This window comes from Microbacterium sp. NPDC058342 (assembly GCF_042723935.1).
Lineage (GTDB): Bacteria > Actinomycetota > Actinomycetes > Actinomycetales > Microbacteriaceae > Microbacterium.
On sequence record NZ_JBHXID010000001.1, the window covers coordinates 931627 to 956389 of the forward strand.

The window sequence follows — 24763 nt, forward strand, 5'->3', positions numbered from 1 at the left end:
CTATGACGCAATAGCAGACCGATCGTTCAGTAATACGATGACAGATCGGCCGGAGCTTGGCAATACCGGCCGGTCCGCCGGGCTCAGATGCGGCCGTAGGCGCGCATCGGATTCTCGATGAGATCCACGACGCGACGCAGGAATCCTGCCGCGTAGCCGCCGTCGCACACGCGGTGGTCGAAGACGAGCGAGAGCTGCGCGATGCGCCGCGCCACGATGGCTCCCTCCACGACCCACGGGCGCTCGATCATGCGCCCGATGCCGAGGATCGCGACATCGGGGTGATTGATGATCGCCGCCGAGCCGTCGACACCGAATCCGCCGTAGTTGTTCAGCGTGAACGTCGAACCGCGCAGGCGCTCGGGCGGCATGGATCCGGAACGCGCGGTCTGGGCGAGCTCGCGCAGCGAGGCGTCCAGCTGCTCCACGGTGAGCTCGTGGGCGCGCGGGACGACGGGAACCATGAGGCCGCGCTCGGTGTCGGCTGCGACGCCGAGGTTCACGCCCTCGAAGGAGATGATCTCGCCGCCGTCGTCACTCAGGCGCGAGGCCAGCAGTGGGTGCTCCTCCAGCGCGATGAGCGCGAATCGGGCTACGAGCGCGGTCAGCGACGGAGCCTTTCCGCCCTCGGGCGCCATCTGGGCGCGCAGCTCCCACAGGCGGGTCGCGTCGACGTCGACCCAGACCGTCGCCTCCGGGATCTCGGCCCGGCTGCGCGAGAGCTTCGCGCTGACCGCTTTGCGCAGCGGACCCATCCGCTCGCGGGAGCGGACGGCGAGCCCGTCCAGGACGCTCCCGTCGCCGGCGGTGGATGCTGCGGGCCGGTCGGGTGCCGAGGCGGGGGCCGGTACGGTGATCCCGTCCACCGCGGTGTCGACGGCTGCCCGCAGCACGTCGGCGCGCGTGATCGCCCCGTCTGCACCGGTGCCGGTGAGCGAGCGCACATCGACGCCCAGGTCACGCGCCAACCGCCGTACCAGCGGCGATCGCACTGCGACAGTGGGGCGGCTCTCCGTTCTCACGACTCCCTCATCGACAGCACTCGACGCCTCGGGAGCAGAGGCAGGGGTGTGCTTCGGGAGCGCGCGGGCGCGGCGGCGACCGGTGCCGGCACGCTCGATTGTGCCGTAGCCGATCAGCACGTTGCCGGAGCCCGAGCCGGCGCGCTCCTCGGCGCGATAGGCCTCCTTCTCCGTGGCATCCGCGTCGGCATCCGCTTTCGCGGCATCCGGTCTTTCGGGTCCCGTGGGGTCGCCGCCGGCCACTTCGAGCACCGGCGCGCCCACGTCGATCGTGTCGCCGGGTTCGCCGTGCAGCGCCGTGATGACCCCGGCGAACGGCGAAGGCAGCTCGACGACGCTCTTCGCCGTCTCGACCTCGGCGATCGCCTGGTCGGTGACGATGCTGTCGCCCACCCTCACGAGCCACTGGACGAGGCCGGCCTCGGTGAGCCCCTCGCCGAGATCGGGGAGGCGGAAGACCCGTGCGGTGGTCGTCGTCATCGTGTCGTCCCCTCGGTGTCGTCCTCCCAGTGCAGGGAGTCGATCGCGTCCAGGATGCGATCGGCGTCCGGCAGATACCAGTGCTCGAGCTTGGGGGGAGCGAAGGGGGTGTCGAAGCCGGTGACCCGGCGCACCGGCGCCTCGAGGTACTCGAAGCAGCGCTCGAAGACACGCGCCTGGATCTCTCCGGCCACGCTCACGTACCCCGGCGCCTCGGCGACCACCACGGCGCGACCGGTACCGCGCACGGCGGCGGTGACGGTGGCGTCGTCGAACGGCGACAGACTGCGCACGTCGATGACCTGCACGCTTCGTCCCTCTGCCGCGGCGATCTCAGCCGCCTCCAGAGCGACCGGCACCATGGCCGCGTAGGCGAGCACGGTCACGTCCGAGCCCTCGCGAGCGATGCGCGCGGTGCCGGGATCGACCGTGATCGAGGTGTCCACCTCGCCCTTGGACCAGTAGAGCTTCTTCGGCTCCAGGAAGACCACGGGATCGGGCGAGGCGATCGCGGCGCGCAGCATCGAGTACGCGTCCTGCGGCGTCGACGGCGCGACCACCGTCAGGCCGGGGGTGTGCGCGTAATACGCCTCGGACGAGTCGCAGTGGTGCTCCACTCCGCCGATGCCGCCGCCGAAGGGGATGCGGATGACCAACGGCATCCGCACGGCGCCGCGTGTGCGGTTCGCCATCTTCGCGACGTGGCTCACGACCTGCTCGAAGGCGGGCAGGGCGAACGCGTCGAACTGCATCTCGACGACGGGCCGCATGCCGTTCATCGCCATGCCCACCGCAGTGCCCATGATGCCCGACTCCGCGAGCGGGGTGTCGAAGCATCGCTCCTCGCCGAAGCGCTCGGCCAGACCGTCGGTGATCCGGAACACGCCGCCAAGGGCGCCCACGTCCTCGCCGAAGACGACGACGGCCGGGTCTTCGGCGATGGCGTCCGCGAGGGCTCGGTTGAGCGCCGCCGCCATGGTCATGGTGCCGACCACGTGCTGCGGTGCGTCGATGCGCGTCTCGTCGTGTGCGATGGTCATCGGTGGCCTCCGGCCTCGGTGAGGGATGCGCGTTCGAGCTCGCCGTGCAGCAGTCGCCACTGCTCCTCGAGCTGAGGTGAGCGCTCGGCGGTGACGAAGCGGAACAGGTCTTCGGGGTCGAGGTCCGAATCGGTGTTCAGGGCGTCGCGCAGCGCCGCGGCGATCTGCTCCGCCCCGGTGGCCAGCCGCTGCTCGGTCGCGTCGTCGAGCAGGCCCTGCGTCGTCAGGTGTGCGCGGATGCGGGTGAGCGGGTCGCGTGCGATCCAGGCCTTCACCTCGTCGCGCTCGCGGTAGCGGGTGTCATCGTCGGCGTTGGTGTGCGCCTGCATGCGGTAGGTGTGCGCCTCGACCAGCGTGGGCCCTCCGCCCGCGCGCGCACGGTCGACGGCCTCGCCGAGCACCGCCAGCACGGCCGCGACGTCGTTGCCGTCCACTCGCTGCCCGGGGATGCCGTAGCCGATGGCCTTGTGCGCCAACGACGGCGCGGCGGTCTGGCGGGAGAGCGGCACGGAGATCGCGAATTCGTTGTTCTGCACGAAGAAGACGACGGGCACATGGAAGACGGCGGCGAAGTTCAGCGCCTCGTGGAAGTCGCCTTCGCTGGTCGCGCCATCGCCGCACAGTGCCACCACGACGGTGTCCTCGCCGCGGTGCTTCGCGGCCTGCGCGAAGCCGACGGCGTGCAGCAGCTGCGTGGCGAGCGGGGTGGCCTGCGGGGCGACCCGGTGCTGAGCGGGGTCGTACCCGGAATGCCAGTCGCCCTTCAGCAGCACCATGGCATCGGCCGGAGCGACGCCGCGCGCGATGACGGCGACCGAGTCGCGGTACGTCGGGAACAGCCAGTCGCGCTCACCGAGCACGAGCGATGCTCCGACCTGGCACGCCTCCTGGCCGTGCGAGGAGGGGTACACGGCCAGCCGACCCTGGCGTACCAGCGCGTAGGCCTGGTCGTTGATGCGCCGACCCTCGACGAGGCCCTGATACGCGCGCAGCAGCACATCAGACGAAGGCAGCGCGTACTGCTCGTCGGCGACGACCGCCCCGTTCTCGTCGATGAGCGTCACCGGGGTGTCGCGGGGGAGCAGGTCTTCGTGCTGCATCGGTTCGCCCTCCTTGCCGAAAGTGTTCGCCCAGTCTCGTCCGTGATGAGCAGTCGTCCAACCGGCAGGGGAGAAGTGTGAACGATTGCGATTAGGCTGGCTGCAACATGAACGATGTGTCAGCACGCGCTGACGGAACGAAGGAGGCCGGATGGCGACGATGGATGCCACGGATCGCGCGATCCTCGACGAGCTGCGACGCGACGCGCGCATCTCGATGACCGCGATCGCCGACGCGGTGCACATCTCGCGCGCCGGCGCGCACGCCCGCATCAAGCGACTCACCGATGCGGGCGTCATCACGGGTTACACGGTGCGCACCGACCCCGTGCAGCTGGGCCATCACGCGTCGGCCTACGTCATGCTCGCGATCGAGCAGGCCACGTGGCAGGAGGTGCAGGCGCGGCTGCGCGCGATCCGCGAGGTGGAGCACATCGCTCTCGTCGGCGGTGATTTCGACGTGATCCTGCTCGTGCGCGCCGACGACGCGCGCGATCTGCGGCGCATCGTGCTGGAGGACATCCAGGCGATTCCGTCGATCCGCTCGACGCGCACCACCCTGATCTTCGAGGACTTCAGCCGGACGTGACCCGTCCGCCCGATGGGGTGAGGAGCAGGACTGCTCAGGGAAGGACGATCTCGATGCCCGCGTCGTCCACGCGCACGCTCACCCCGGTGAGATCGGGCACGGCATAGGTGGCGCCGTGCGTCGCCGCGTGCGCGCCGACGCCGACCACGCGCATCCCGGCGGCGATCCCGGCCTGCACTCCGGCCCCGGAGTCCTCGAAGACCACGCAGTCCTCGGCGGCGATCCCGAGCGACTCGGCGCCCAGCAGGAACCCCTCCGGGTGCGGCTTCGACGCCTTCACGCTCTCGGCCGTGATCGCGATCGAGGGCACGACGAGCCCGGACGCGCGCATGCGGGCGGTCATCAGCTCGACGTTCGCCGAGGTGACGATGGCGTGGGGTGCGCCCTCGAGAGCACGCAGGAAGACACCGGCGCCGGGAATCTCGACCACGCCCTCGACATCCGCGCTCTCACGCGCGAGCAGTTCATCGTTCTCGATCAGGTTGATCGCAGGGTCGCGCTCGGGCAGGAGGATCGCCATGCTCTCGTGGCCCTGCCTGCCGTGAACCACGCTGAGCACGCGCTCCGGATCGATGCCGTGCGGCTTCGCCCACTCCAGCCACAGCTTCTCGACCACGGCGGTGGAGTCCACGAGCGTCCCGTCCATGTCGAGCAGAACGGCACGGGCGCGGATCGTCGCAGTCATGCTCTCAGGGTAGCCGGGCGTCCCGATCCCAGATTCCCGGATGCCCCATCGGCCCGCGCCGTCTCTCGAGCTGCGCGGCCAGGGAGATGATCGCCGCCTCGCCGCCGGGACGACCGATCAACTGCACGCTCACCGGGTGGCCGGAGGCGTCGGCGGTGACCGGGAGCACGATGGCGGGAAGTCCCGCGACGTTGACGAAGCTGCTGTACGGCGCGTACTGCACCTGCTGTGCGAAGCTGCGCGCGGCATCCTCGCGGTCGAACCATCCCACCGGTCGCGGGGAGAGGGCGAGGGCCGGCGTCAGCACCGCGTCGAAGGGTGCGAAGGCCGCGATCGTCTCCCGCTCGAAGACGGATGCCCCGCCGAGCGTCTCCAGCACGTCCGCGCCGCTGAGCGCGCGCCCCTCTCTCGCCAGCCAGGCGGTCACCGGCTCGACGAGCTCCAGCTGCGCGTCGGTCAGCGCCATGCGAGCCGCACTCATCCGCCAGAGGGTCGTGAACATCTCCGGGTAGCCGCGCGGGCGCCATGCGAACGCGTCGACGCCGTGCCCGGCATCCTGCAGCAGCGCCGCGGCGATCTCGACCGCGCGGGCGGCGTCGGGATCGAGCCGGATGTCCTCCGCGTCGTCCCAGGGCGAGACGACAGTCATCCCGACACGGGCGGATGCCCCCGGCACGGTCGCCGCGTCGAGGAACGGCCCCGAGTGCGGTGCGCGCGTGGCGAAGGCGTGCGGGCGACCGCCCGCCTGCACGTCGAGCAGGAGCGCGGCATCCGGGACGGTGCGGGCGATCGGCCCGGCCACGGCGAGTCCGCCCGGGCCGTCCAGACCGGATGCGAAGGGCACCCTGCCGCGGGAGGGCTTGATGCCCACCAGTCCGACCGTGGCCGCCGGGATGCGGATCGATCCGCCCCCGTCGGACCCCGGTGCCAGGGGCAGGAGCCCCGCGGCCACGGCGGATGCGGCGCCGCCGCTGGATCCGCCGGCGCCGTTGCGCGGATCCCACGGGTCCCTGGCCGGCGGACCGATGAGGGTCTCGGTGTATCCGGTCAGGCCGAACTCGGGCGTGCTGGTCTTGCCGAGGCTGATCCCGCCGGCCTCGTCGAGCACGGCGGCCTGGTCGGCCGTAGTGTCCGGGACGAAGTCGCTGTGCAGGCGCGATCCGAACCGGGTGGGCACACCGGCACGCGCGACGAGATCCTTGTCGGCGAACGGCAGGCCCCACAGCGCCCCGAGCGGCTCGGTGCGCGAGAGAGCCTCCGCCCGCTCGACGGCAGCGTCTCCGGTGACCTCGACGAAGGCGCCGAGCTCGCCGTCCAGGCGGGCGATCCGCCCGAGGTAGTGCGCCACGAGCTCGACGGGGGAGATCTCGCCGTGGCGCAGCGCCGACAGCTGCTCGATCGCGGTCAGGTCGTGCAGCTGGGCCATGAGGCGAGCTTAGGGCGCCGAGAAGATCGGGATTCTTAACGGCGCGTGGGCATCGGCGATTCTTTGCCGCCCGGGTCGACACGGTGCGAGGTGCGGGCCGCCTACGCTGGAAGTGGGCGGATCCGCCCGCTCTCCGCCTGCCGGCGGGCCCCTCCCGGCATCGACGACATCAGCAAGGACGCACATGGACGATTTCGCCGCGCACCGCGACGATTGGAAGGTCAGAGAAGAACTCGCGGAGCGGATGATCCCGCTGATCGGCGGGCTGAACCGCGAGCACGACGTCGTCACGTCCCTGCACGGGCATCGGCTGCTCGGGCTCTCCACGACGGGCATCCTCGAGGTGCACGAGCGCGTAGCACAGCTCGGCCACGGCCAGCTGGCCCTCGAGGACACACTCAGCGTGCTGGAGGCGCTGCGCGAACTGTCCCCGGGTGCCTCGTCGCTCGACGTCGCGCGTCTCGTCGAGGGTCACGCCGCCGCGGGCGGCGACCTCGCCGCCTATCTGCGTCAGGTGCTCGCCCCGGCGCTGGACGCCGAGGTCGCGGCGCCGGTCGACGTCGTGCTCTACGGCTTCGGCCGCATCGGCCGGCTGCTGGCGCGCATCCTCATCGGCCACAACAGCGGCGGCAGCGGACTGCGCCTGCGCGCGATCGTGGTGCGACGCGGATCGGAGAACGACCTCGTCAAGCGCGCATCGCTGCTGCTGCGCGATTCGGTGCACGGTCGCTTCGAGGGATCCGTCGACGTCGACGAGCAGAATTCGCAGATCATCGCCAACGGCACCCGCATCCAGGTCATCTACTCCGACGATCCGGCCACGGTCGACTACACCGCCCACGGCATCCACGACGCGATCATCGTCGACAACACCGGGCGCTGGCGCGACGAGGCGGGGCTGCGCCGGCATCTGGAGGCGCGGGGCGCGTCGCGCGTGCTCCTGACCGCCCCGGGCAAGGGGGCCGTCAAGAACATCGTCCACGGCATCAACGACGCGACGATCCTGCCCGAGGATCGCATCCTGTCGGCTGCCTCCTGCACCACCAACGCGATCACTCCCGTCCTGGCGGCCGTGAACGAGGCCTACGGCATTGTGCGCGGCCATGTCGAGACGGTGCACTCGTTCACCAACGACCAGAACCTGATCGACAACTTCCACAAGGGCGACCGTCGCGGCCGGTCCGCCGTGTTGAACATGGTCATCACGGAGACCGGCGCCGCCAAGGCGGTCGCTCGCGCCCTTCCCGAGCTCGAGGGCCGGCTCACCGGCTCGGCCATCCGCGTTCCCACCCCCGACGTCTCACTCGCGGTCCTGCACCTCACGCTCGAGAACTCCGCCACCCGCGAGCAGCTCAACGACTATCTGCGCCGGGCGTCGCTGCACTCCAAGCTGCGCCAGCAGATCGACTACGTCGAGAGCCCCGAGGTCGTCTCCACCGACTTCGTCGGCTCGCACCGCGCCGGCATCGTCGACGGCCTCGCGACCATCGCGAACGACCGCGACGTCGTGCTGTACGTCTGGTACGACAACGAGTACGGCTACTCCTGCCAGGTGGTGCGCGTGCTCGAGGTGATGGCCGGATCCCACCCCGTCGTGCTCCCGACCCGCCGCGAGGTGACGCTGCACGCCTGATCCGCCGGTGCCTCGCGGCTTCTCAGAGCGACGGGCTCCAGCTGTCGTGCTCGCTGATGGCGCGCGTGATCCGCTGGGCGATCCCTCTCATCTGGTCCCGTTCGGCGGGACTGAGCGCGTCGAGCACGATCCGGCGGACGAGTCCGACGTGTCCCGGGGTGGCCCCCTCGACGAGCGCGAGTCCGGCTTCGGTGAGCGTCGCGAGCGTCGAGCGCCCGTCGTGCGGATCCGTCCTGCGCACGACCAGCCCCCGCCGCTCCATCCTTCCGGCCGCGCGGGACAGGCGCGACAGCGTGCTGTTGGCATAACCCGCGAGGATCCGCATGCGCAGCGTGTGCTCCGGCGCACGTGACAGCGCGAACAGGACACCGAACTCGAAGTGGCTGAGATCCGCGGCCGTTCGCAGCTGGGCATCGAGGGCCACGGGCAGCCACTCCAGCAGGGTGGCCAGCGACGACCAGGTCTCGAGCTCGTCCGGCGTGAAGGCCCCGGGCCGCGCCGCGGACGGGAAGGGTTGTTCCTCGGCAGTCATGGATCGATCCTAGCGATCGCTTTCCTGGGCAACTGAATGTAGTATTCAGTTGCCCAGACAAGTGAATCGTCTGAGCAGAACACGAAGGGAACGGTTGTCATGGATCTTCAGCTGGCGGGAAAGCGAGTGTTCATCAGCGGGTCGACTCAGGGGATCGGCTATGCGATCGCGAAAGCCTGCCTGGCCGAGGGCGCCTGCGTCGTCATCAACGGAAGGACGAGTGATCGGGTGGCAGAGGCGGTGGTGCGTCTGCGGGAGGAGACCCGCGTCGACGCGGACGCCGTCTCGGGCATCGCGGCGGACTTCGCCGACGCGCATCAGGTGACGGCCCTGATCGACTCGCTCGGCAACGTCGACGTCCTGGTCAACAGCGTGGGGGTCTTCGACATCGACGACTTCTTCGACGCGGGCGACGACGCCTGGTATCGGTACTTCGAGATCAACGTGCTCTCCGGCCTGCGGCTCTCGCGAGCTCTGATGCCCGCGATGCTGGATCGAGGCTGGGGCCGGATCATCTTCGTCGGCACCGAGTCCGCCGTCGACGTCCCGGCGGCCATGATCCCGTACGGAGCCTCCAAGTCGGCGTCTCTCGCACTGAGCAACGGGCTCGCGAAGCTCACGCGCGGCACGGCCGTGACCGTGAACACCGTGCTCGGCGGCCCCACGTACTCGGACGGCGTCGCCCGTACGGTCGAGCAGATCGCCCAGGCGCAGTCGATCACGGCCGACGAGCTGAAGAAGTCGCTCGTGCGGGACACCTCGCTGATCCAGAGGTTCATCGACCCGAGCGAGATCGCGAGCACGGTCGCGTTCATCGCGAGTCCGCGCTCCTCCGCCATGAACGGCGGCGCGATACGGGCGGACGGCGGCGTGCTCACGACGGTGCTCTAGGTCGGCGCGACGCGCGGCATCCGTCGTCGTGATGTCGCCGGCTGCGGGCATGATGGCGTCATGACTCCGCGCGCGCTCCTGGACCGACGTCTTCGATCGCATCGGCTCACGGCGCCCGCCGCGACGGTGACGGATGCCGCGCACCACATGCTCGCGGTGCAGAGTCAGGATCTGCTGGCCGGTCGCTGGGCGCTCGGCGTGCGCACGAAGGGCGCGCCCACGATAGCGACCGTGGATGCGGCCTTCGCCCGGGGCGAGCTCGTGCGGGCCTGGACCATGCGCGGCACGCTGCACATCGTGCCGGCGCGCGACCTGGCCTGGATCCTCTCCGTCACGGGCGATCGCCAGCGCCGTCAGGCGGCGGGGCGGCATCGAGAGCTCGGTGTGGACGACGCGGTGCTGGCGACGGCGTCGCGCGTGCTGGCCCCGGCGCTGCGCGACGGCGGCTGCACGCGCGCCGAGGCGTTCGCGGTGCTCGAGGGGGCCGGCATCGATCCGAAAGGGCAGCGCGGCACCCATCTGCTGTTCGCACTCACGATCGCCGGCGAGATCTGCCAGGGGCCGATCGAGCCCGCCGCCCGGGGCATCGCGCGGGAGCAGCGCTTCATGCTCGTGGAGGACTGGATCGGCGACACCGACGCGCCGGCCGATCCGCTCGCCGAGCTGTTCGCGCGTTACATCGCGGGGCATGGACCCGCCGGCGTCGCCGACTTCGCGTGGTGGGCCGGCCTGACGCTCGGCCAGGCCCGCGAGGCCGCCGATCGCGCACGAGACCGGGTCGATCGGATCGACGAGGCCCGCTTCGCCGCCGCGCAGTCGCCGAGGCGGTCGCCGGGCGCACCGGAGGCGGTCGCACTGCCGGCTTTCGACGAGTACTACATCTCCTACGCCGAGCGGACGGCGGTGTGCGCTCCGGAGCACCTGGCGACGGTCGGCCCCGGCAAGAACGGGATGGTGCGCCCCACGCTCGTGCACCGGGGTCGGGTCGTCGGCACGTGGTCACACGCCGACGCGACCCGCGGCGAGCCGCCGGTGCTGTTCGACGACGATCCCGACGGCGATGCCCTCGCCCGGGCGGTCGCGCGCTTCGCGCACTTCGTCGACGGCTGAGCCTGCGCCGGCCCCGCTCGCGGACCTTGACACAATGGAGGGGTGTCGAGCTACTTCCACCGTCTGTCCCCGACGGGCTTCGCGCCCACCGAGCACGTCGGCGGCGCGTGGAACCCCGATGAGCAGCACATCGCCCCGGTGATCGGGCTGCTCGCACACGTCGTCGAGGCCGACCACACCGCCCGGCGGCCGGATGCGCCGCTCGTGCTCGCGCGGGCGAGCTGCGACATCCTCGGCGTCATCCCGATGGACTCCTTCGAGACGGCGACGCGCGTCGTGCGCGCGGGCAGGACCATCGAGCTGGTCGAGACGACCCTGGCACACGGCGGGCGAGCGGCCGTCACCCTGCGTGCGTGGATGCTGCAGCAGAGCGACACCACGGCCATCCAGGGCGACCCGCTGCCGCACCTGCCCGACCGGGACGCCCTGCCGGACTGGTCGCCGGCCGACGTGTGGGCCGGCGGCGCCATCCGGTCGATCGAGGCCAGACGCGAGTTCGTCGAGACAGGGCGGTCGCGCTGCTGGATCCGCCCGAAGCATCCGCTGCTCGACGGCGAGACGGTCTCCCCCCGGGCGCGCATGCTGGGAATGGTCGACTTCGCGAACGGCATCGCCACGCGCGTGGCGCCGGAGCGGGCACTCTATCCGAACGTGGATCTGACCGCGAGCATCTTCCGCGAGCCGGCGGGGGAGTGGTTCGGCCTCGACACCTCGGTGTCGTTCGGCGCCGACGGGATCGGCCTCACCGAGTCGGTGCTCAGTGACGACTCGGGACCGCTGGGCACCTCGTCCCAGACGCTGACGATCCGTCCGCGCTGAGCTACTCGCCGGCGTGCCGATCGAGGAACGCGTACACCTCGCTGTCGTCCACGCCGGGGAAGGCTCCGCGGGGGAGCGGTGAGAACATGTGGGTGTGCACGCGCGCGCTCGGCCAGGCGCGTCCCTCCCAGCGGTGGGCGACGGCGGCGGATGCCCGTCGGCAGCACGACTCGTCGGGACAGGCGGACTGCGCACGGTGCGAGGTCTCGCGCCCCCGCCACCACCGCGCATCGTCGAAGGGCACGCCCACGGTGATGGAGAAGCCGCCGTCGCTGGCGGAGCCGGTCTGCGTGGCGCACCAGAACGTCCCGGAGGGGGTGTCGGTGTACTGGTAGTGCTCGGTGGTGCGGTTGCGCTGCTCGAAGGCGGCACGAGCCGAGAAGCGCCGGCAGGCGGGCTGGCCCTCAACCGCGCCGGTCACGTCCATCGGCAGCGGCAGGTCGTCGTTCTCGTAAACGCGCGTGATGGCGCCGTTCTCGTCGACGCGGAGGAAGTGCAGCCGCATGTCGAAATGGTGCGTCATGAGATTCGTCATGCGCATCGCCGCCGCCTCGTGCGTGACGCCGAAGGCGTCGCGGAAGTCCTCCACCGCGAGGTTGCGGTCCTTCTTCGCCTGCTGCAGGAAGGCGACACCGGCTGTCTCGGGAATCAGCGCGCATGCCGCGAAGTAGTTGATCTCGAGACGCTGCTGCAGGAAGTCCGCGTAGTCGGTCGGGGGAGTGTGCCCGAGCAGGCGGTGCGCCATCGCCTGCAGCGCCATCGAGCGAAGGCCGTGACCGCCGGGGATCGACGCCGGCGGAAGGTAGATGCGGCCGTTCTCGAGATCGGTGACCGACCTGGTCGAATGGGGCAGATCGTCCACGTAGATGAGCTCGAAGCCCAGCCTTTCGGCCATGATGCTCACGGTGCGGTGCGTGAGCGCGCCGGAGACGTGCCCTGCCGCCTTCAGCTGCTTCTCGGCCAGCGCCTCGATGTCGGGCAGGTAGTTGCCCCTGTCCCGCATCATCAGGCGCAGCTCGGTGTTGGCGCGGCGGGCCTCTTCAGGCGTCGCGATCGCCTCGCTCTCGCGCCGGTGCAGCTCGCGGTGCAGCCCCAGCACGGCCTCGATGGTCTCGTCGCTCATGCCCTTCGACACCCGCACCGGCGCGATGCCCAGTTGGCGGAAGACCGGGCTGGCCTGCGCCCGATCCAGCTCGATCTCCAGGGCGGCCCGCCGGTTCGGCGGCTCGCCCGAGATGAGATCGGCCACGTCGGTGCTGCACGCCTGCGCGATCGCCTGCAGCAACGAGAGCTTCGGCTCCCGCTTGCCGTTCTCGATCAGGCTGAGCTGTGAGCCGGCGATGCCGACCATCGCCCCCAGATCGTCGAGGGTGAAGCCCTTCTTCGTCCGGTGGTGGCGGATGCGATGTCCGAGGGTGCTGAGCTCGAGTCCACTGGTGGCCATTCCTTGAGCATACCCGAAAGAATCATTCTTCTTTCCGCGCTCGATGACCGAAAGTGCTGCAAAAGATCCTCGAGGATGGGCTTACCGCCCCTTTCCTAAGGAGAAGACATGGCCCTCGCCGAGACGTACGTCGCCCGCACCGCCGCAGCGCCCGCGCGCCGCCACGGGGCGGTCCCGACGTATGACACGCCCGCCATGGCGGAGCTTCGTGAGTGGGTCGACGGCATCGCCGCGCTCACCCAGCCGGACCGCGTGCACTGGATCGACGGATCGCGCGCCGAGAACGAGATGATCCTGCAGCAGCTCGTCGACGACGGCAAGATCATCAAGCTCAATCCCGAATGGCGTCCGGGCTCCTACCTCGCCCGTTCCCACCCGAGCGACGTGGCCCGTACCGAAGGACGCACCTTCATCGCCTCCGAACGCGAGGAGGATTCCGGACCCACGAACAACTGGGCCGACCCGGCCGAGATGCGCCGGACGATGGACCGGGTCTTCGCCGGCTCGATGCGGGGACGCACCATGTACGTGATCCCCTTCTCGATGGGGCCGGTCGGAGGAAAGCTCTCCCACATCGGCGTGCAGGTCACCGACAGCGCCTACGCGGTGGCATCCATCAACATCATGACGCGCGTCGGCGACGCGGTCACCCGGCAGATCGCCGACGGCGCCCCGTGGGTGAAGACCGTGCACTCGGTCGGCGCTCCCCTCGAGCCCGGCCAGACGGACGTCGCGTGGCCCTGCAACGACGACAAGTACATCGTGCACTTCCCCGAGACGCTCGAGGTGTACTCGTACGGCTCCGGCTACGGCGGCAACGCCATCCTCGCCAAGAAGTGCTTCGCGCTGCGCATCGCGTCGGTGATCGCCCGTGACGAGGGCTGGCTCGCCGAGCACATGCTGCTGATCCGCGTCACCGACCCGAAGGGCAGGGCTCACCACGTCGCCGCTGCGTTCCCCTCCGCGTGCGGCAAGACCAACCTGGCGATGCTGCGCCCGACGATCCCCGGCTGGACGGTCGAGACCCTCGGCGACGACATCGTCTGGATCCGTCCCGGCGAGGACGGTCGCATGTACGCGATGAACCCCGAGGCGGGCTTCTTCGGCGTGGCGCCCGGCACCGGCGAGTCCACCAACGTGACGGCCGTGGAGACCCTCTGGGGCAACACGATCTTCACCAACGTGGCGCTGCGGCCCGACGGCGACGTGTGGTGGGAGGGTCTCACCGACACCCCGCCGGCCGACCTCATCGACTGGGAGGGCAACGCGTGGACGCCCGATTCGGGTCGCCCGGCGGCGCACCCGAACTCCCGCTTCACGGTCTCGGCGGCCCAGTGCCCGCAGATCTCCGACGACTGGGAGCACCCGGACGGGGTGCCGCTCGATGTGATCCTGTTCGGCGGGCGACGCGCGACCAACGTTCCGCTCGTGGTGGAGGCGACCGACTGGACGCACGGCGTCTTCCTGGGGTCGACCATCTCGTCCGAGCGCACGGCCGCGGCCGAGGGCACGGTCGGCGAGCTGCGGCGCGACCCCTTCGCCATGCTGCCGTTCTGCGGATACAACATGGGCGACTACTTCGGTCACTGGCTGAAGGTCGGCCGGTCGCTGCGCTTCGACCGCGCACCGCGCATCTTCCAGGTCAACTGGTTCCGCCGCGGCGACGACGGCCGCTTCCTGTGGCCGGGATTCGGCGACAACTCGCGTGTCATCGACTGGATCATCCGCCGCATCTCCGGCGAGGTGCCCGCCGTGGACAGCCCGATCGGGCGCCTGCCGCGCCGCGAGGACCTCAACCTCGAGGGCCTGGAGATCACGGATGCCGATCTCGACGAGCTGTTCGAGATCGACATCGACGCATGGCAGGCCGAAGCCGATTCGACGGAGGAGTTCTACGGCATCTTCGGCGACAGGCTCCCCGCAGCCCTGCGCAGCGAGCTCGACGCCCTGCGCTACCGGCTGGCCGCAGCGCGCTGATCCCGCGCTGCGGCACGAAAGCCGCAGCGCACCGCGACCCGCGACGGCGGGATGACGGGGACGAACCCATGGCTGAGTGGTCCCCGGCATCCCGCCGTCGCGTCATGCTGCCGGCGCTCAGACGAGCAGCTGATGCCTCGCGAGGTCGCGATACAGCGGCACCCCTGCGACGAGCTCCTCGTGCGTGCCCTGACCCACCACGGAGCCGTCCTGCAGCACCACGATGAGATCGCTGTCGACGACGGTCGACAGCCGGTGCGCGATGACGATCAGCGTGCGGTCGGCGGCCGCGGCGTCGATCGCCTCGCGCATCCGCTGCTCGTTCACGCCGTCGAGCGACGACGTCGACTCGTCCAGCAGCAGGATCGGGGCCTCGGTCAGCAGAGCGCGCGCGATGGCCAGGCGCTGGCGCTCGCCGCCCGAGAGCATCACGCCGCCCTCGCCGACGGGCGCCTCCAGCCGGAGCGGGCTGCGCTCGAGCACGTCGCCGAGGTTCACCGAGCGCAGCACGCGCTCGCAGTCGGCATCCGCAGCATCCGGGGCGGCCAGCCGGAGGTTCTCGGCGAGCGTGCCCGCGAGGGTCGGCGCATCCTGCTCGACGTAGCCGAACTGCGCACGCAGCTGCGTGCGGGGATAGGAGCGCACGTCGTGACCGGCGAGGCGGATCGAACCGCCCGTCGGGTCGTAGAAGCGCTCGATGAGCGACAGGATGGTGCTCTTCCCCGCCCCGCTGGGCCCGACCAGGGCCACGCGGGCTCCGCGGGGAACGGCGAACGACACGCCTTTGAGCACATCCCGGCCCGTCTCACCCGTCTGCGCGGGCTCCGCCTCCAGATGCGCGTCGGCCAGCAGGGTGCGCGCCTCCTTCGCCGCGGCCTCGCGGGCGGCGATGACGTGATCGGGGTAGCGGAAGCGCACCTCGCGGAACTCCACCGCAGGCGCCCCGACGACCGGCGCGGCGGTGGCCGCGGCGTCCGGGGCGTCGTCGTGCGTCTCGGTCGGCAGATCGAGGATCTCCTGGATGCGACCCAGCGCGCCGAGCGCCTGGTTCACCGAGGTGATGGCGCCGAACGCCTGCGCCAGAGGCATCACCAGCATGAACAGGAACATGATGAACGTCACCAGCGACGCGATGCTCAGTGCACCGGACGCCACTCGGAAACCGCCGACGCCGAGGACGACCAGGAGTGAGACCTGCAGCGCGATGCCCGCGACCGGCACGACCATCGACGAGATCTTCGCGATGCGCACGCCCAGCCCGTACGCCTCGCCGGCCAGGCCGTCGATGGCGGCGGTCTCCCGCTCGCCGGCGCCGGAGGCGCGCACGGTGCGGATGCTGGAGATGCCGCGCTCCACGCCGGAGGCCAGTTCGCCGACCTTGTGCTGCTGGGCGGCGGACGCCGTGCGGATGCGGCCGCTGAGCACGACCACCACGACGACGGAGCCGCCGATCACCAGGACGATCAGCAGCAGGAGCACCGGATCGATGATCAGCATCGCGATCAGCGCTCCGGCGAACAGGATCGCACCGCCCACGGCATCCGCCAGACCCTGCGTGAGCACGGCGTACAGCAGAGTGGTGTCGGTGCCGACCCGCGAGACGAGGTCGCCCGTGCGCCGGGCGTCGAACTCGCTGATGGGCAGGTGCAGGATGCGGGCGATCAGCTGGCGGCGGCTGGAGTACACCACCGCGGTGCCGGTGCGCTGCAGCAGATAGTGCTGATAGCCGGAGATCACGGATGCCACGATCACCAGTGCGATCAGCACCCAGACGAGCGCTCCGAGCGTCTCCTCCCGCTGCACCCGGTCGATGACCTGCCCGACGAGCAGGGGCTGCGCCAGTGAGGCCGCCGCGCCGACGACGCTGAGCACCGCCGCCCACGCGAGGACCCCTTTGTGCTCGAACAGGAAAGGGAGGAGCTGGCGGAACGTGGCGCGCGGTCCATCCTGCGCTGCGCCGCGTCCGCGTCGGCGTGCTGTCGCCGTGCTGGACATGGGGACCTCGATCTGAAGAAGACTCGTGACGACGGTACCGCCAGATGGCTATGGGTGGGATGCACGGACGTCGTCGTCGAGGTAGTGCACCGTCGGCGCGGGATGCATGAGGAAGTCATGATGGCTGATGTTCCAGGCGTATGCGCCGGCCAGCGACAGCACCACCCGATCGCCGAGCCCGGCCCCGTGCAGGGGCGCCCGGCGCGACAGCACGTCCTTCGGGGTGCACAGCTGCCCGACGAGCTGCGCGTGCTCGTGCGTCACGCGGGGAGCGGAGGAGGCGGCGACCGGCACGAGATGCGCGGGCTGATCGTGGCCGCGCGCGGCGGGGGTGCGCAGGTGGTGGGTCCCGCCGGCGACGATGACCACCTCCTCGCCGTGACTGCGCTTGATGTCGAGGATCTCGGTGACGTAGCTGCCGCACCACGCCGTGAGGGCCCGCCCGGGCTCGATCCGCAGGGTCCTGTGCTGATGGCCGCGCAGGCGGAGCGCCTCGATCCCGGCGGTCCAGTGATCCCAGTCGAACTGCTGCCCGGAGGGGTCGTACGACACGGCCATGCCGCCGCCGAGGTTCACCTCCTGGAGCTGCACGTCGTGCGCGCGCTCGATCTGCTCCGCGTAGCGCAGGATCGAGGCGCACACGGCGAGGTGCGCATCCGCGTGCAGTCCGGAGGCGACGTGGGCGTGCAGTCCGGCGAGTCGCAGATGCGTGTCGCCGGAGAGCAGGCGCAGGCAGTCGGAGATGTCACGGTCGTCCATGCCGAACGGCGTCGCCCGACCGGCCATCGCGAGTGGTGCGTCGTCGATGGCCGGTGGCACATCCACGAGATTCGCCCGCAGCAGGATGTCGATCCGCCGTCCGGATTCAGCGGCCGCCTGCGACAGCCGGCGCAGTTCGGTGACGCTCTCGACGTGCACGCGGTCGACCCCGTGCCTGATGGCGGCTCTCAGGTCGGCCGGGGATTTCCCGGGGCCGCCGACGGCGACGCGCGCGCCGGGAGCGCTCGCCATGATGTGATCGAGTTCGCCAGCCGATGACGCCTCGAACCCGTCGACGAGTGGCGCCAGGGTGCGCAGGAGCACCGCATCCGGGTTCGCCTTGGCGGCGTAGAACAGCTCGACGTCGGCAGGGATGCGCGAGCGGATCGCACCGACATGGCGACGCAGCGCCGCCAGGTCGTAGATGTAGCTCGGCAGCTGATCCGCGTCGAGCGACGCGACGTGCTCGTCGATCGAGCCGGTCATGCCGACAGCGCGATCCGGCTGGCGTCGGACAGCGGCAGAGGGACGGCGACGTAGCCGGCGTCGCGGTCGGGCCGTCGATTCCAGCGCACGAGCAGATTGGACTTGGCGGGGGCGGGCACCCCGCTGAGCAGCGCGTCCAGCTCGTGGCGGTTCGCCCCGCGGCGCAGGTCGGAGAGCACATCGCGCACGCGCTCCCACAGCTCCTCCTCACGGCATCCGAGGTCGGCGAGCGCCGCGACGAACTCCGAGATGTTGTTGACGAACAGGCAGTAGGCGGTCCTGCGCCAGCCGGTGCGCTCGTCGTACGACAGCCGCGTCGCGCTGAGGGCATCCACGTCGAGCAGGCTGTCGCGCCAGCGCGGCAGCAGCTTCACACCCTCCAGATCACGCAGGAAGAGCTGAACCGGCATGCCGGCGTCGTCGACGCCGACGACGACGTTCTGCAGGTGCGGCTCGCAGACGATCCCGTGGTCCGCATAGGAGTCCACGACGAACGGCACGAGCAGGCGCAGGTACCGGTCCCACCAGGTCATGGCATCGGCCGGGTCGACGATCGAGGCGAGCTGCGCCGGGGCGCCGGGGAACTCGGCCGCGAGTGCGGCGGCCAGCAGCGGCGTGGAGCCGGGCCGCAGGATGCCCTGCCAGCCCTCCCTCACGATGACCCCGAGCGGGGAGACGAGGTCGGCGTCGTTGAATCGCGCGCTGCGCCACCCCGTCTCCCGCATCAGCCGCACGTGCGGATGTCTCTGCTCGAGCTCGGCGAGCGCGGGCGCCACGGTGTTCGCTATGTCGATCGCGCCGGTCAGCTCATACGGCGCATGGGTGCGCACGCAGTTGGTGATGCGCACGCCCAGGCTGAGCTTGAGGAAATGCCGGGGACCGAGGAGCGTGCGCACCGAGCTCGTCGGGTGATGATCGGCGGCCGTCGTGCCCAGGTCGGCCAGATCGCCGCGGCGCAGCAGCCGGCGGATCTCCTCGGTCTCGCGCAGGCGCTCCCATTGCCAGGGGTGAACGGGAAGGGCGATGCGACCCGCATCCGCTTCGGGAGCGCCGGCGAGGGCCTCGGCCGTCGTCCGGGCGCCGTCGCGGGAGTCCTCGCCGATCACCCGCTCTGCGGGGGCCGACAGCCAGCGCAACGCTATGCGAGGCGCCGCCTCCGGGGCGTAGCAGCTCCAGGTGCGGGCATCCTCGTCCCGCGACTTCGGGGTCGGATGCCAGCGATGGCCCGCCCACAGCGACTGCTCGGACTGCAGGTACCGCTCGACCGCCGACCCCGCCGTGAGGTCCCGGCGGGACAGCACCGCCGCGTGGGCGCGCTGCATGCCCAGACGGGATTCGCGGGCCTGTGCCGCGAACTCGTCGTTGGCGGTGCCGGTCAGCAGGCGCAGTTCGTGGGCGATCGCCTCGGCGACGTCTGCGGACGTCGCGATACGCCACCCGCCGTTCTCGGCGATCTGCGCAGGACCGGTGAAGCGGTGGTTGTCGGTGACGCTCGCCCGGCTCACCTGCAGGCGCAGCGCGAGTCCGGTGCGCGGCAGCGAGAGCACCAGCCATGATCCGGTCAGACGCGCCTGGGCGTCGGGCACCGACACCTCCCGCAGAAAGGCGCGGACGAGGCCGTGCGCGGCGATGTCGTCGATGTCGAGGTCGGCGAGGGGATTCATCTCTGCTCCGATGTCAGGTGAGGAAGGAGGGGTTCGGCCCGACGGGGGCCGGGGATGTGCGAGGGGAGGAGGACGGCGAAGGCGCCGGCCACGGCCGCGCCGATCAGGAAGGGCGCCACCGGGCTCCAGGTGGAGCTCGCGGATGCGAGCAGGCCCGCGGCGACCGCGCCGAGCTTGGAGAACAGCTCGATGACCCCGAACGTGCGTCCCGAGCTCTCGGGGCGCACCGCCCTGGAGGCGAGCTGCGCGAGTGCGACGAGGGCGAGCGCCATGCCGATGCCGAAGACGAGCCGTCCCGCGATCACGACGGGGATGGGCAGCGGCAGCGCGATGCTCGCGGCGCCGGCGGCGACGGCCAGCAGGCCCGTGCGCAGCGCGAGCATGGGCCGGCGTGCGGTGCGCGCGTGCAGGAACGCCGCCGACACGAGGTAGAGCACATGCGGCAGCGCGAACAGCGCGGACGCCCACAGCGATGTCAGGCCGGGATGCCAGGTGGTCATCTGCCTCAGGAAGTACGGATAGGTGATGACCGTCGCGAGCACGAATCCCGCCTCGACCGCGCAGACCAGCCAGGGCGAGACGTCACCGCCCGGGCGGAGCGTCGCGGCGCTCTCCTTCGCGCTCCCCTCCTGCCGCGGCAGGGTGAGGACGAGGACGGCCGTCGCCGCGGGCAGTGCCGCGAACCACAGGTACTGGTGCTGCGGCGAGATCCAGTGGGAGAGCGCGCCGATGGTCAGCGGGGCGATCAGCAGGGCGGCTCGGGCCGCGCCCTGCAGCAGCACGAGAGCGGTGCCGAGCTCGCGCGCGTCGAGGCGGCTGCCGAGGTATGCCTGCGTGGCCGCGTACGTGCCGCCCAGCACGCCCTGCAGCATCAGGGCGACGGCGAGCACGACGACGCTGTCGGCGATGCCCGCCAGCACGAAAGCCAGGGCGAGTCCCGACTGGGCGCGCAGGAGCATCCGCCTCGGCCCGAACCTGTCGGCCAGGCGTCCCCACAGCGGCGCCGCCACGGCGGCGAACACCGTCGGCACCACGTACAGCACCCCGGCCCAGGCCGCCTGGGCGTCACCGAGGCCGGGGAGGATCTCGGTGAGGTACGGCGGCAGGCCCAGCGCGGCGAACGAGGCCACGAAGTAGCAGCCGATCAGCACATGGATGCCGCCGCTCATCGTGCGCCGAACAGGTAGTTGGGGCCGTCGACGTAGTGCTTGTTGACGTCCAGGGCGCCGGATCGCTCCTTGCTGAGCAGGGTTCCCGCGGTCACCATCGCCTTGACCGGCCACCGCGCGGAGTCGATGATGCCCTCGCGGAGCTCGCGCGCCGCCTCTCCGCCCACGCGGTCCACCGCGTCCTCGAACGCGGCGGCGGCGATGCGCAGCAGCGTGTCGCGGTCCGCGATGCCGGCGTCGGCGAGGGCGACGGCGAGCATTCCGGCCACGAGATGAACCGTGATGGTCGTCACCAGGTGACGCAGCGGCTCGACCGAATCGACGATGATGCGCCCGTCGTCGAAGGCCGGCCGCTCGGCGCCCGCGGGCAGGCGCAGTCGATCCGGCAGCACGCGGAGGCCGTCGTTGTCCTTGAGCAGAAGGCGGAGCGGATGCCCGGGTTCGGCGATCAGCGAGATGTTCTGCTGGTGGGCCTCCAGCGCGATCCCCCTGGCGTAGAGCCAGACCGAGAAGTCGAAGATCAGGGTGCAGACCTCGCCGAACAGGGCCGGCACGGTGGCATCCATGTGCGCGGCCAGTTCGCAGATGACGGGGCGGGCCGTTCGCAGCGATGTGGCCGGGAGCGCTGCGACCGACACCACCCGCGCCGCCGATGGCTGCGCCGGGTTGCGCCGCAGCAGCACGGTGGCGTCGTCTCGTCCGCGGAGGCCGCCGAAGGATTGCTCGTCGGCGTGCAGCACGCGCGACCGCCAGGCCGGGTCAGCGGAGAGCACCCGGCGCAGAAGGATCTCGCCCGCTGCGCCGTCCCGCAGGCTCCCGAGGGAGACCAGGCGCCGGTTCCTGGTGCCCAGGGTGGCGGTGGGCACCGGCACCTTGAGGCTCCACGACGGATCCCGGTCGACGGCCACGGTGCGCATCGACAGAGTCGGCGTGACGAGAAGTGGCGGGGCCTCCGGCATCGGACGCAGCGCCGGCTCGGCGAGACGATCCGCCATGAGCGGATGCGAGGGGAGGGCGAAGCGATCCCCGTCGAGAACCGGCCACCAGTTCGGCAGGGCGCCCTCATGGATGGTGCCGTCGAGCGCCGCACGGTCGACCGAGAACCATCGCAGAGGGAACGACGGCAGCGACTCCGGGCCGTAGGCGTCGTCCTCGGCCTCGGACAGGCCGGTGCGCGCCGAGCCGGTCGGGTAGACGGGGTGGCCGAGGTGAGCCGCGGCCGACTCGTCGACCAGCGCGCGCCGGTGTACGTCGGCGGATGATCGCCCGCGGATCCTTCGCAGCGCTCGCTCACGCCTCGACGACAGCGCGTCATCGGCGCGCAGCGCCGCAGCGCACTCCTCCCGCCAGGCGGAGAAGCCGTCACGGTCCTGCGGATCGACGAGCGGTTCGAGGGCATCCAGCACGGGATGCAGTCCGCGCACGACCGCTCCGCGACGCTCCAGCTCTGGTGCCCGCGTCACCCAGTCCGCGGTGAGGCCGCGCTGCACGGGCAGGGCGAGATCGCCGCCGGGCGATGCGAGCATCGCGCCCCGTGCCCCGGGACGCACCGTCCCCCGCGTGCGCCAGCCCCAGAGGTCCTCGCGCAGCACGGCGTCCAGCAGACGGGAGACCAGTCTGTCCTCGTTCGATGCCGTCGGCGCGCCGGTCATCGGATCGTCCATCGATTCTCGGCGATGAACGCCGCGACCGCGGCGTCCACCCGCGACTGCTCTCTCCCGCGCGCGCGGACCACGCCGAGGTAGTCGCGGTTGGTTCCGGTGAACTCCGCACGCACGCCCCGCTCGCGCATCGGCCGGTACGTCAGAGCCACATCGTCGGTGACGATGTCGGCCGCATCCGGCGCCTCCTCGAGCGTGCCGCCCGAGGACGCGCACAGGTAGGTCACCCGCGCACGCCCGTCGACCCGCCGTCCGAGCTCCGGCGGCAGGGCGTCTCCGCAGTGCACTCCGAGGGCGAGGTCGAACAGCGGGATGTCCAGCAGGTCGGCGAGCAGGAGATCGCACTGGTCTCCGATCGCGCGGTAGTTGACCTCGATGAGTCGCGCGCGGCCCTCGTGCACGACGTACTCGGTGTGGCAGATCCCGAAGCCGACGCCGAGGGCGTCGAGTGCGGCGAGGACCTGATCGACGATGATGGGGTCGGGCTCGGGCTCGAAGGTGAGCTCCTCCTCGACGAAGTTCGGCGGGTCGCCCAGGCGCGTGCGGAAGCCGCCGAGCACGTGCCGGCGCGTGCCGTCCCCGAGCGTCTCCAGCGTCCTCAGCTCGCCGGGGAGGAACTCCTCGACGAGGATGGTCGCCGCGCCACGTCGGGCGCGGGCCCGGCCGAGGTGGGCGATCAGCTGCTCGCGGTCCGCGCACAGCTCGACGTTCTCGCTGGCCACGCCCTCCTGAGGTTTCGCGACGACGGGAAAGGGCATCGGCTCGGGCGGGAGCTCGTCCTCCGGATCGATGCGCAGCGACCAGACCGCATCCACGCCCGTCCTGGCCAGGCGTGAGCGCATCGCCGCCTTGTTCTTCGTCGCCCAGGCGGCCCGCCAGTCCTTGCCAGGCAGGCCGAGGTAGTCGGCGGCCAGGGCGGCCTGCATCTGCAGATGATCACTGCCGGAGAAGACGGCGTGCACGTCGTGCGCGTCGAGGACGGTCAGCACCGCGCGGTGGTCTCGCACATCGCACGCCGTGATCGTGATGCGATCCTTCAGCGCAGTGCCGGCGTAGGCGTCGCGGTGCGCTTGCGGATCATCGGTCAGCAGGAGGACCTGCCCTCCCCGCCGCAGGGCGGCGGGGAGGAAGCCCTCCGTGTTCGAGTCGGTCGGATTCGTCGCGAGGACGGCGATGCTCATCGGAGGGAAGGTCCGTCAGCCGACGACGGACTCGGCGCCGGCCGGGCCCTCCACATCGAACGCGTCGGCGAGATCGGACATGATCTCGTATGCTCCCTGCACGCTCACCGCAGTCATCCAGGCCTCGTCGCTGACATCGACCGTCTTCGGGGCCAGGGGCTTCCAGAGCGGGTTCAGGGCGAAGCGCTCCTTGGTCTTCACGCCGAGGTCGTCCTCGCCGGCGAAGGTCGTGACGAAGATGCGGTCGGCCTCGGCCAGGCCGATCTGCTCCTCGTTGATCTCGATCGCGAAGTCGTCGACGTCCTGGGCCTTCGGCCGGGCGAGGTTCATGTCCTGGAGCACGATTCCGCTGAAGGTGGCGTTCAGGTAGAGGCGGGTCGGGCCGTCGAGGAAGCGCACCACTGAGATCGTGGGGTCTCCGGCCTTCTCGTTGATCTCCGCGCCGACCGTCTCGGCCGCGGCGAGGTACGTCTCGAGCTTCGCCTCGGCGAGCTCCTCCTTACCGAGCGCGCTCGCCAGCAGCCGGATGTTCTCCTGCCAGGTCGGTCCCGTCGTCTCGCTCATGACGGTCGGGGCGATCTGGCTGAGCTGATCGTAGATCTTCTCGTGACGCACCTTGGCCGAGATGATCAGGTCCGGATCGAGCGCGTGGATCGCCTCGAGGTCGGGCTCGGTGATCACGCCGACGCTCGTCGCCTCGCCCGCGTACTCCTGCGCGGCTTCCCCCAGATACTCGGGGAAGGTTCCGTCGACGCTGCGATAGGTCGTGTAGCCCACCACGTCGCTCTCCAGCAGGATCGTCGCATCGACATACGAGTTGTCGAGGGCGACGATCCGCAGCGGCGGCGCGTCGATCTCGGTCGAGCCCATGGCGTGCTCGATGGTGCGCGGCCACTCGGCCGAGTCCGTCGCGCCGGATGTGCTGGCCGGGCGCTCGGCGGACTCCGCCGGGGCGCCCGCGCAGGCGGATGCCGTCAAACCGACGGCGAGGAGGAGGGAGATCGCGAGGGCGGAGCGCCGCATCGGTGGTCCTTTCGGTGAGGGAGAGGGAGCCTGCCTGCTACGCTGAGCGTCAGTATGGAAGGTAAGGCTAACCTAAT

20 protein-coding genes are annotated in these 24763 nt (G+C 70.9%); 6 read left to right on the forward strand and 14 right to left on the reverse strand.

Annotation, left to right across the window (positions count from 1 at the left end; translation table 11 throughout):
- Window positions 1–83: 83 nt before the first annotated feature.
- The 3 genes from ACFWHT_RS04160 to pdhA are packed head-to-tail and all read right to left on the reverse strand — an operon-like array spanning window position 84 to window position 3642.
- A complete protein-coding gene (locus tag ACFWHT_RS04160) occupies window positions 84–1502 on the reverse strand; it encodes a dihydrolipoamide acetyltransferase family protein (RefSeq protein ID WP_378825740.1) in 1419 nt (472 codons plus the stop codon).
- Window positions 1499–2542, reverse strand: coding sequence for an alpha-ketoacid dehydrogenase subunit beta (locus ACFWHT_RS04165; RefSeq protein ID WP_378825741.1), 1044 nt, complete (start codon window positions 2540–2542; stop codon window positions 1499–1501). Before ACFWHT_RS04165 ends, ACFWHT_RS04160 begins: the two co-directional genes overlap by 4 nt.
- Window positions 2539–3642, reverse strand: a complete 1104-nt coding sequence (gene pdhA, locus ACFWHT_RS04170) for a pyruvate dehydrogenase (acetyl-transferring) E1 component subunit alpha (protein WP_378825743.1) — start codon at window positions 3640–3642, stop codon at window positions 2539–2541. Before pdhA ends, ACFWHT_RS04165 begins: the two co-directional genes overlap by 4 nt.
- Before the next feature lie 151 nt (window positions 3643–3793).
- Between pdhA and ACFWHT_RS04175 the strand changes: the two genes are divergently transcribed.
- Entirely contained in the window at window positions 3794–4231 is a 438-nt protein-coding gene (locus tag ACFWHT_RS04175) for an Lrp/AsnC family transcriptional regulator (RefSeq protein WP_378825744.1), read from the forward strand.
- 34 nt (window positions 4232–4265) lie between these two features.
- On the opposite strand, the gene ACFWHT_RS04180 is transcribed toward ACFWHT_RS04175, so the two are convergent.
- Together ACFWHT_RS04180 and ACFWHT_RS04185 are read right to left on the reverse strand one after the other, a co-directional pair.
- Window positions 4266–4916, reverse strand: coding sequence for an HAD-IA family hydrolase (locus tag ACFWHT_RS04180; RefSeq protein WP_378825745.1), 651 nt, complete (start codon window positions 4914–4916; stop codon window positions 4266–4268).
- Between the two features lie 4 nt (window positions 4917–4920).
- Complete coding sequence (locus ACFWHT_RS04185) at window positions 4921–6342, reverse strand: amidase (RefSeq protein ID WP_378825746.1); 1422 nt, start codon at window positions 6340–6342, stop codon at window positions 4921–4923.
- Window positions 6343–6526: 184 nt separating this feature from the next.
- Between ACFWHT_RS04185 and ACFWHT_RS04190 the strand changes: the two genes are divergently transcribed.
- Entirely contained in the window at window positions 6527–7975 is a 1449-nt protein-coding gene (locus ACFWHT_RS04190; RefSeq protein ID WP_378825748.1) for a glyceraldehyde-3-phosphate dehydrogenase, read from the forward strand.
- Between the two features lie 22 nt (window positions 7976–7997).
- On the opposite strand, the gene ACFWHT_RS04195 is transcribed toward ACFWHT_RS04190, so the two are convergent.
- Window positions 7998–8507, reverse strand: a complete 510-nt coding sequence (locus tag ACFWHT_RS04195; RefSeq protein ID WP_378825749.1) for a MarR family winged helix-turn-helix transcriptional regulator — start codon at window positions 8505–8507, stop codon at window positions 7998–8000.
- Between the two features lie 99 nt (window positions 8508–8606).
- Here ACFWHT_RS04195 and ACFWHT_RS04200 point away from each other — a divergent pair, with 99 nt between their 5' ends.
- From ACFWHT_RS04200 to ACFWHT_RS04210, 3 genes are read left to right on the forward strand one after another with little or no spacing between them, the layout of a single operon-like run.
- Window positions 8607–9398, forward strand: a complete 792-nt coding sequence (locus ACFWHT_RS04200; protein ID WP_378825750.1) for an SDR family NAD(P)-dependent oxidoreductase — start codon at window positions 8607–8609, stop codon at window positions 9396–9398.
- A gap of 60 nt (window positions 9399–9458) precedes the next feature.
- Window positions 9459–10508, forward strand: a complete 1050-nt coding sequence (locus tag ACFWHT_RS04205; RefSeq protein WP_378825751.1) for a winged helix DNA-binding domain-containing protein — start codon at window positions 9459–9461, stop codon at window positions 10506–10508.
- A gap of 42 nt (window positions 10509–10550) precedes the next feature.
- The gene (locus tag ACFWHT_RS04210) at window positions 10551–11327 is read left to right on the forward strand and encodes a thioesterase family protein (RefSeq protein ID WP_378825752.1); all 777 of its coding nucleotides are present in this window, start codon (window positions 10551–10553) and stop codon (window positions 11325–11327) included.
- Between the two features lies 1 nt (window position 11328).
- Here ACFWHT_RS04210 and ACFWHT_RS04215 read toward each other — a convergent pair whose 3' ends face one another.
- Window positions 11329–12771 carry a helix-turn-helix domain-containing protein gene (locus tag ACFWHT_RS04215; protein WP_378825753.1) on the reverse strand — a complete coding sequence of 481 codons (1443 nt, stop codon included), beginning with the start codon at window positions 12769–12771 and terminating at the stop codon, window positions 11329–11331.
- Window positions 12772–12879: 108 nt separating this feature from the next.
- Between ACFWHT_RS04215 and ACFWHT_RS04220 the strand changes: the two genes are divergently transcribed.
- Entirely contained in the window at window positions 12880–14748 is a 1869-nt protein-coding gene (locus ACFWHT_RS04220) for a phosphoenolpyruvate carboxykinase (GTP) (protein WP_378825755.1), read from the forward strand.
- Window positions 14749–14865: 117 nt separating this feature from the next.
- On the opposite strand, the gene ACFWHT_RS04225 is transcribed toward ACFWHT_RS04220, so the two are convergent.
- From ACFWHT_RS04225 to ACFWHT_RS04255, 7 genes are read right to left on the reverse strand one after another with little or no spacing between them, the layout of a single operon-like run.
- Window positions 14866–16743, reverse strand: a complete 1878-nt coding sequence (locus ACFWHT_RS04225) for an ABC transporter ATP-binding protein (RefSeq protein WP_378825756.1) — start codon at window positions 16741–16743, stop codon at window positions 14866–14868.
- Window positions 16744–16791: 48 nt separating this feature from the next.
- A complete protein-coding gene (locus ACFWHT_RS04230) occupies window positions 16792–17988 on the reverse strand; it encodes an alanine racemase (protein ID WP_378825757.1) in 1197 nt (398 codons plus the stop codon).
- The gene (locus tag ACFWHT_RS04235; protein ID WP_378825758.1) at window positions 17985–19652 is read right to left on the reverse strand and encodes an IucA/IucC family protein; all 1668 of its coding nucleotides are present in this window, start codon (window positions 19650–19652) and stop codon (window positions 17985–17987) included. Before ACFWHT_RS04235 ends, ACFWHT_RS04230 begins: the two co-directional genes overlap by 4 nt.
- Window positions 19649–20821, reverse strand: a complete 1173-nt coding sequence (locus ACFWHT_RS04240) for an MFS transporter (RefSeq protein ID WP_378825759.1) — start codon at window positions 20819–20821, stop codon at window positions 19649–19651. Before ACFWHT_RS04240 ends, ACFWHT_RS04235 begins: the two co-directional genes overlap by 4 nt.
- Complete coding sequence (locus tag ACFWHT_RS04245) at window positions 20818–22485, reverse strand: IucA/IucC family protein (protein WP_378825761.1); 1668 nt, start codon at window positions 22483–22485, stop codon at window positions 20818–20820. Before ACFWHT_RS04245 ends, ACFWHT_RS04240 begins: the two co-directional genes overlap by 4 nt.
- Window positions 22470–23663, reverse strand: a complete 1194-nt coding sequence (locus ACFWHT_RS04250; RefSeq protein WP_378825762.1) for an acetyl-CoA carboxylase biotin carboxylase subunit family protein — start codon at window positions 23661–23663, stop codon at window positions 22470–22472. Before ACFWHT_RS04250 ends, ACFWHT_RS04245 begins: the two co-directional genes overlap by 16 nt.
- A 15-nt stretch (window positions 23664–23678) precedes the next feature.
- Window positions 23679–24686 (reverse strand): ABC transporter substrate-binding protein, encoded by a 1008-nt coding sequence (locus ACFWHT_RS04255; RefSeq protein ID WP_378825763.1) that lies wholly within the window; start codon window positions 24684–24686, stop codon window positions 23679–23681.
- Between the last annotated feature and the right edge of the window lie 77 nt (window positions 24687–24763).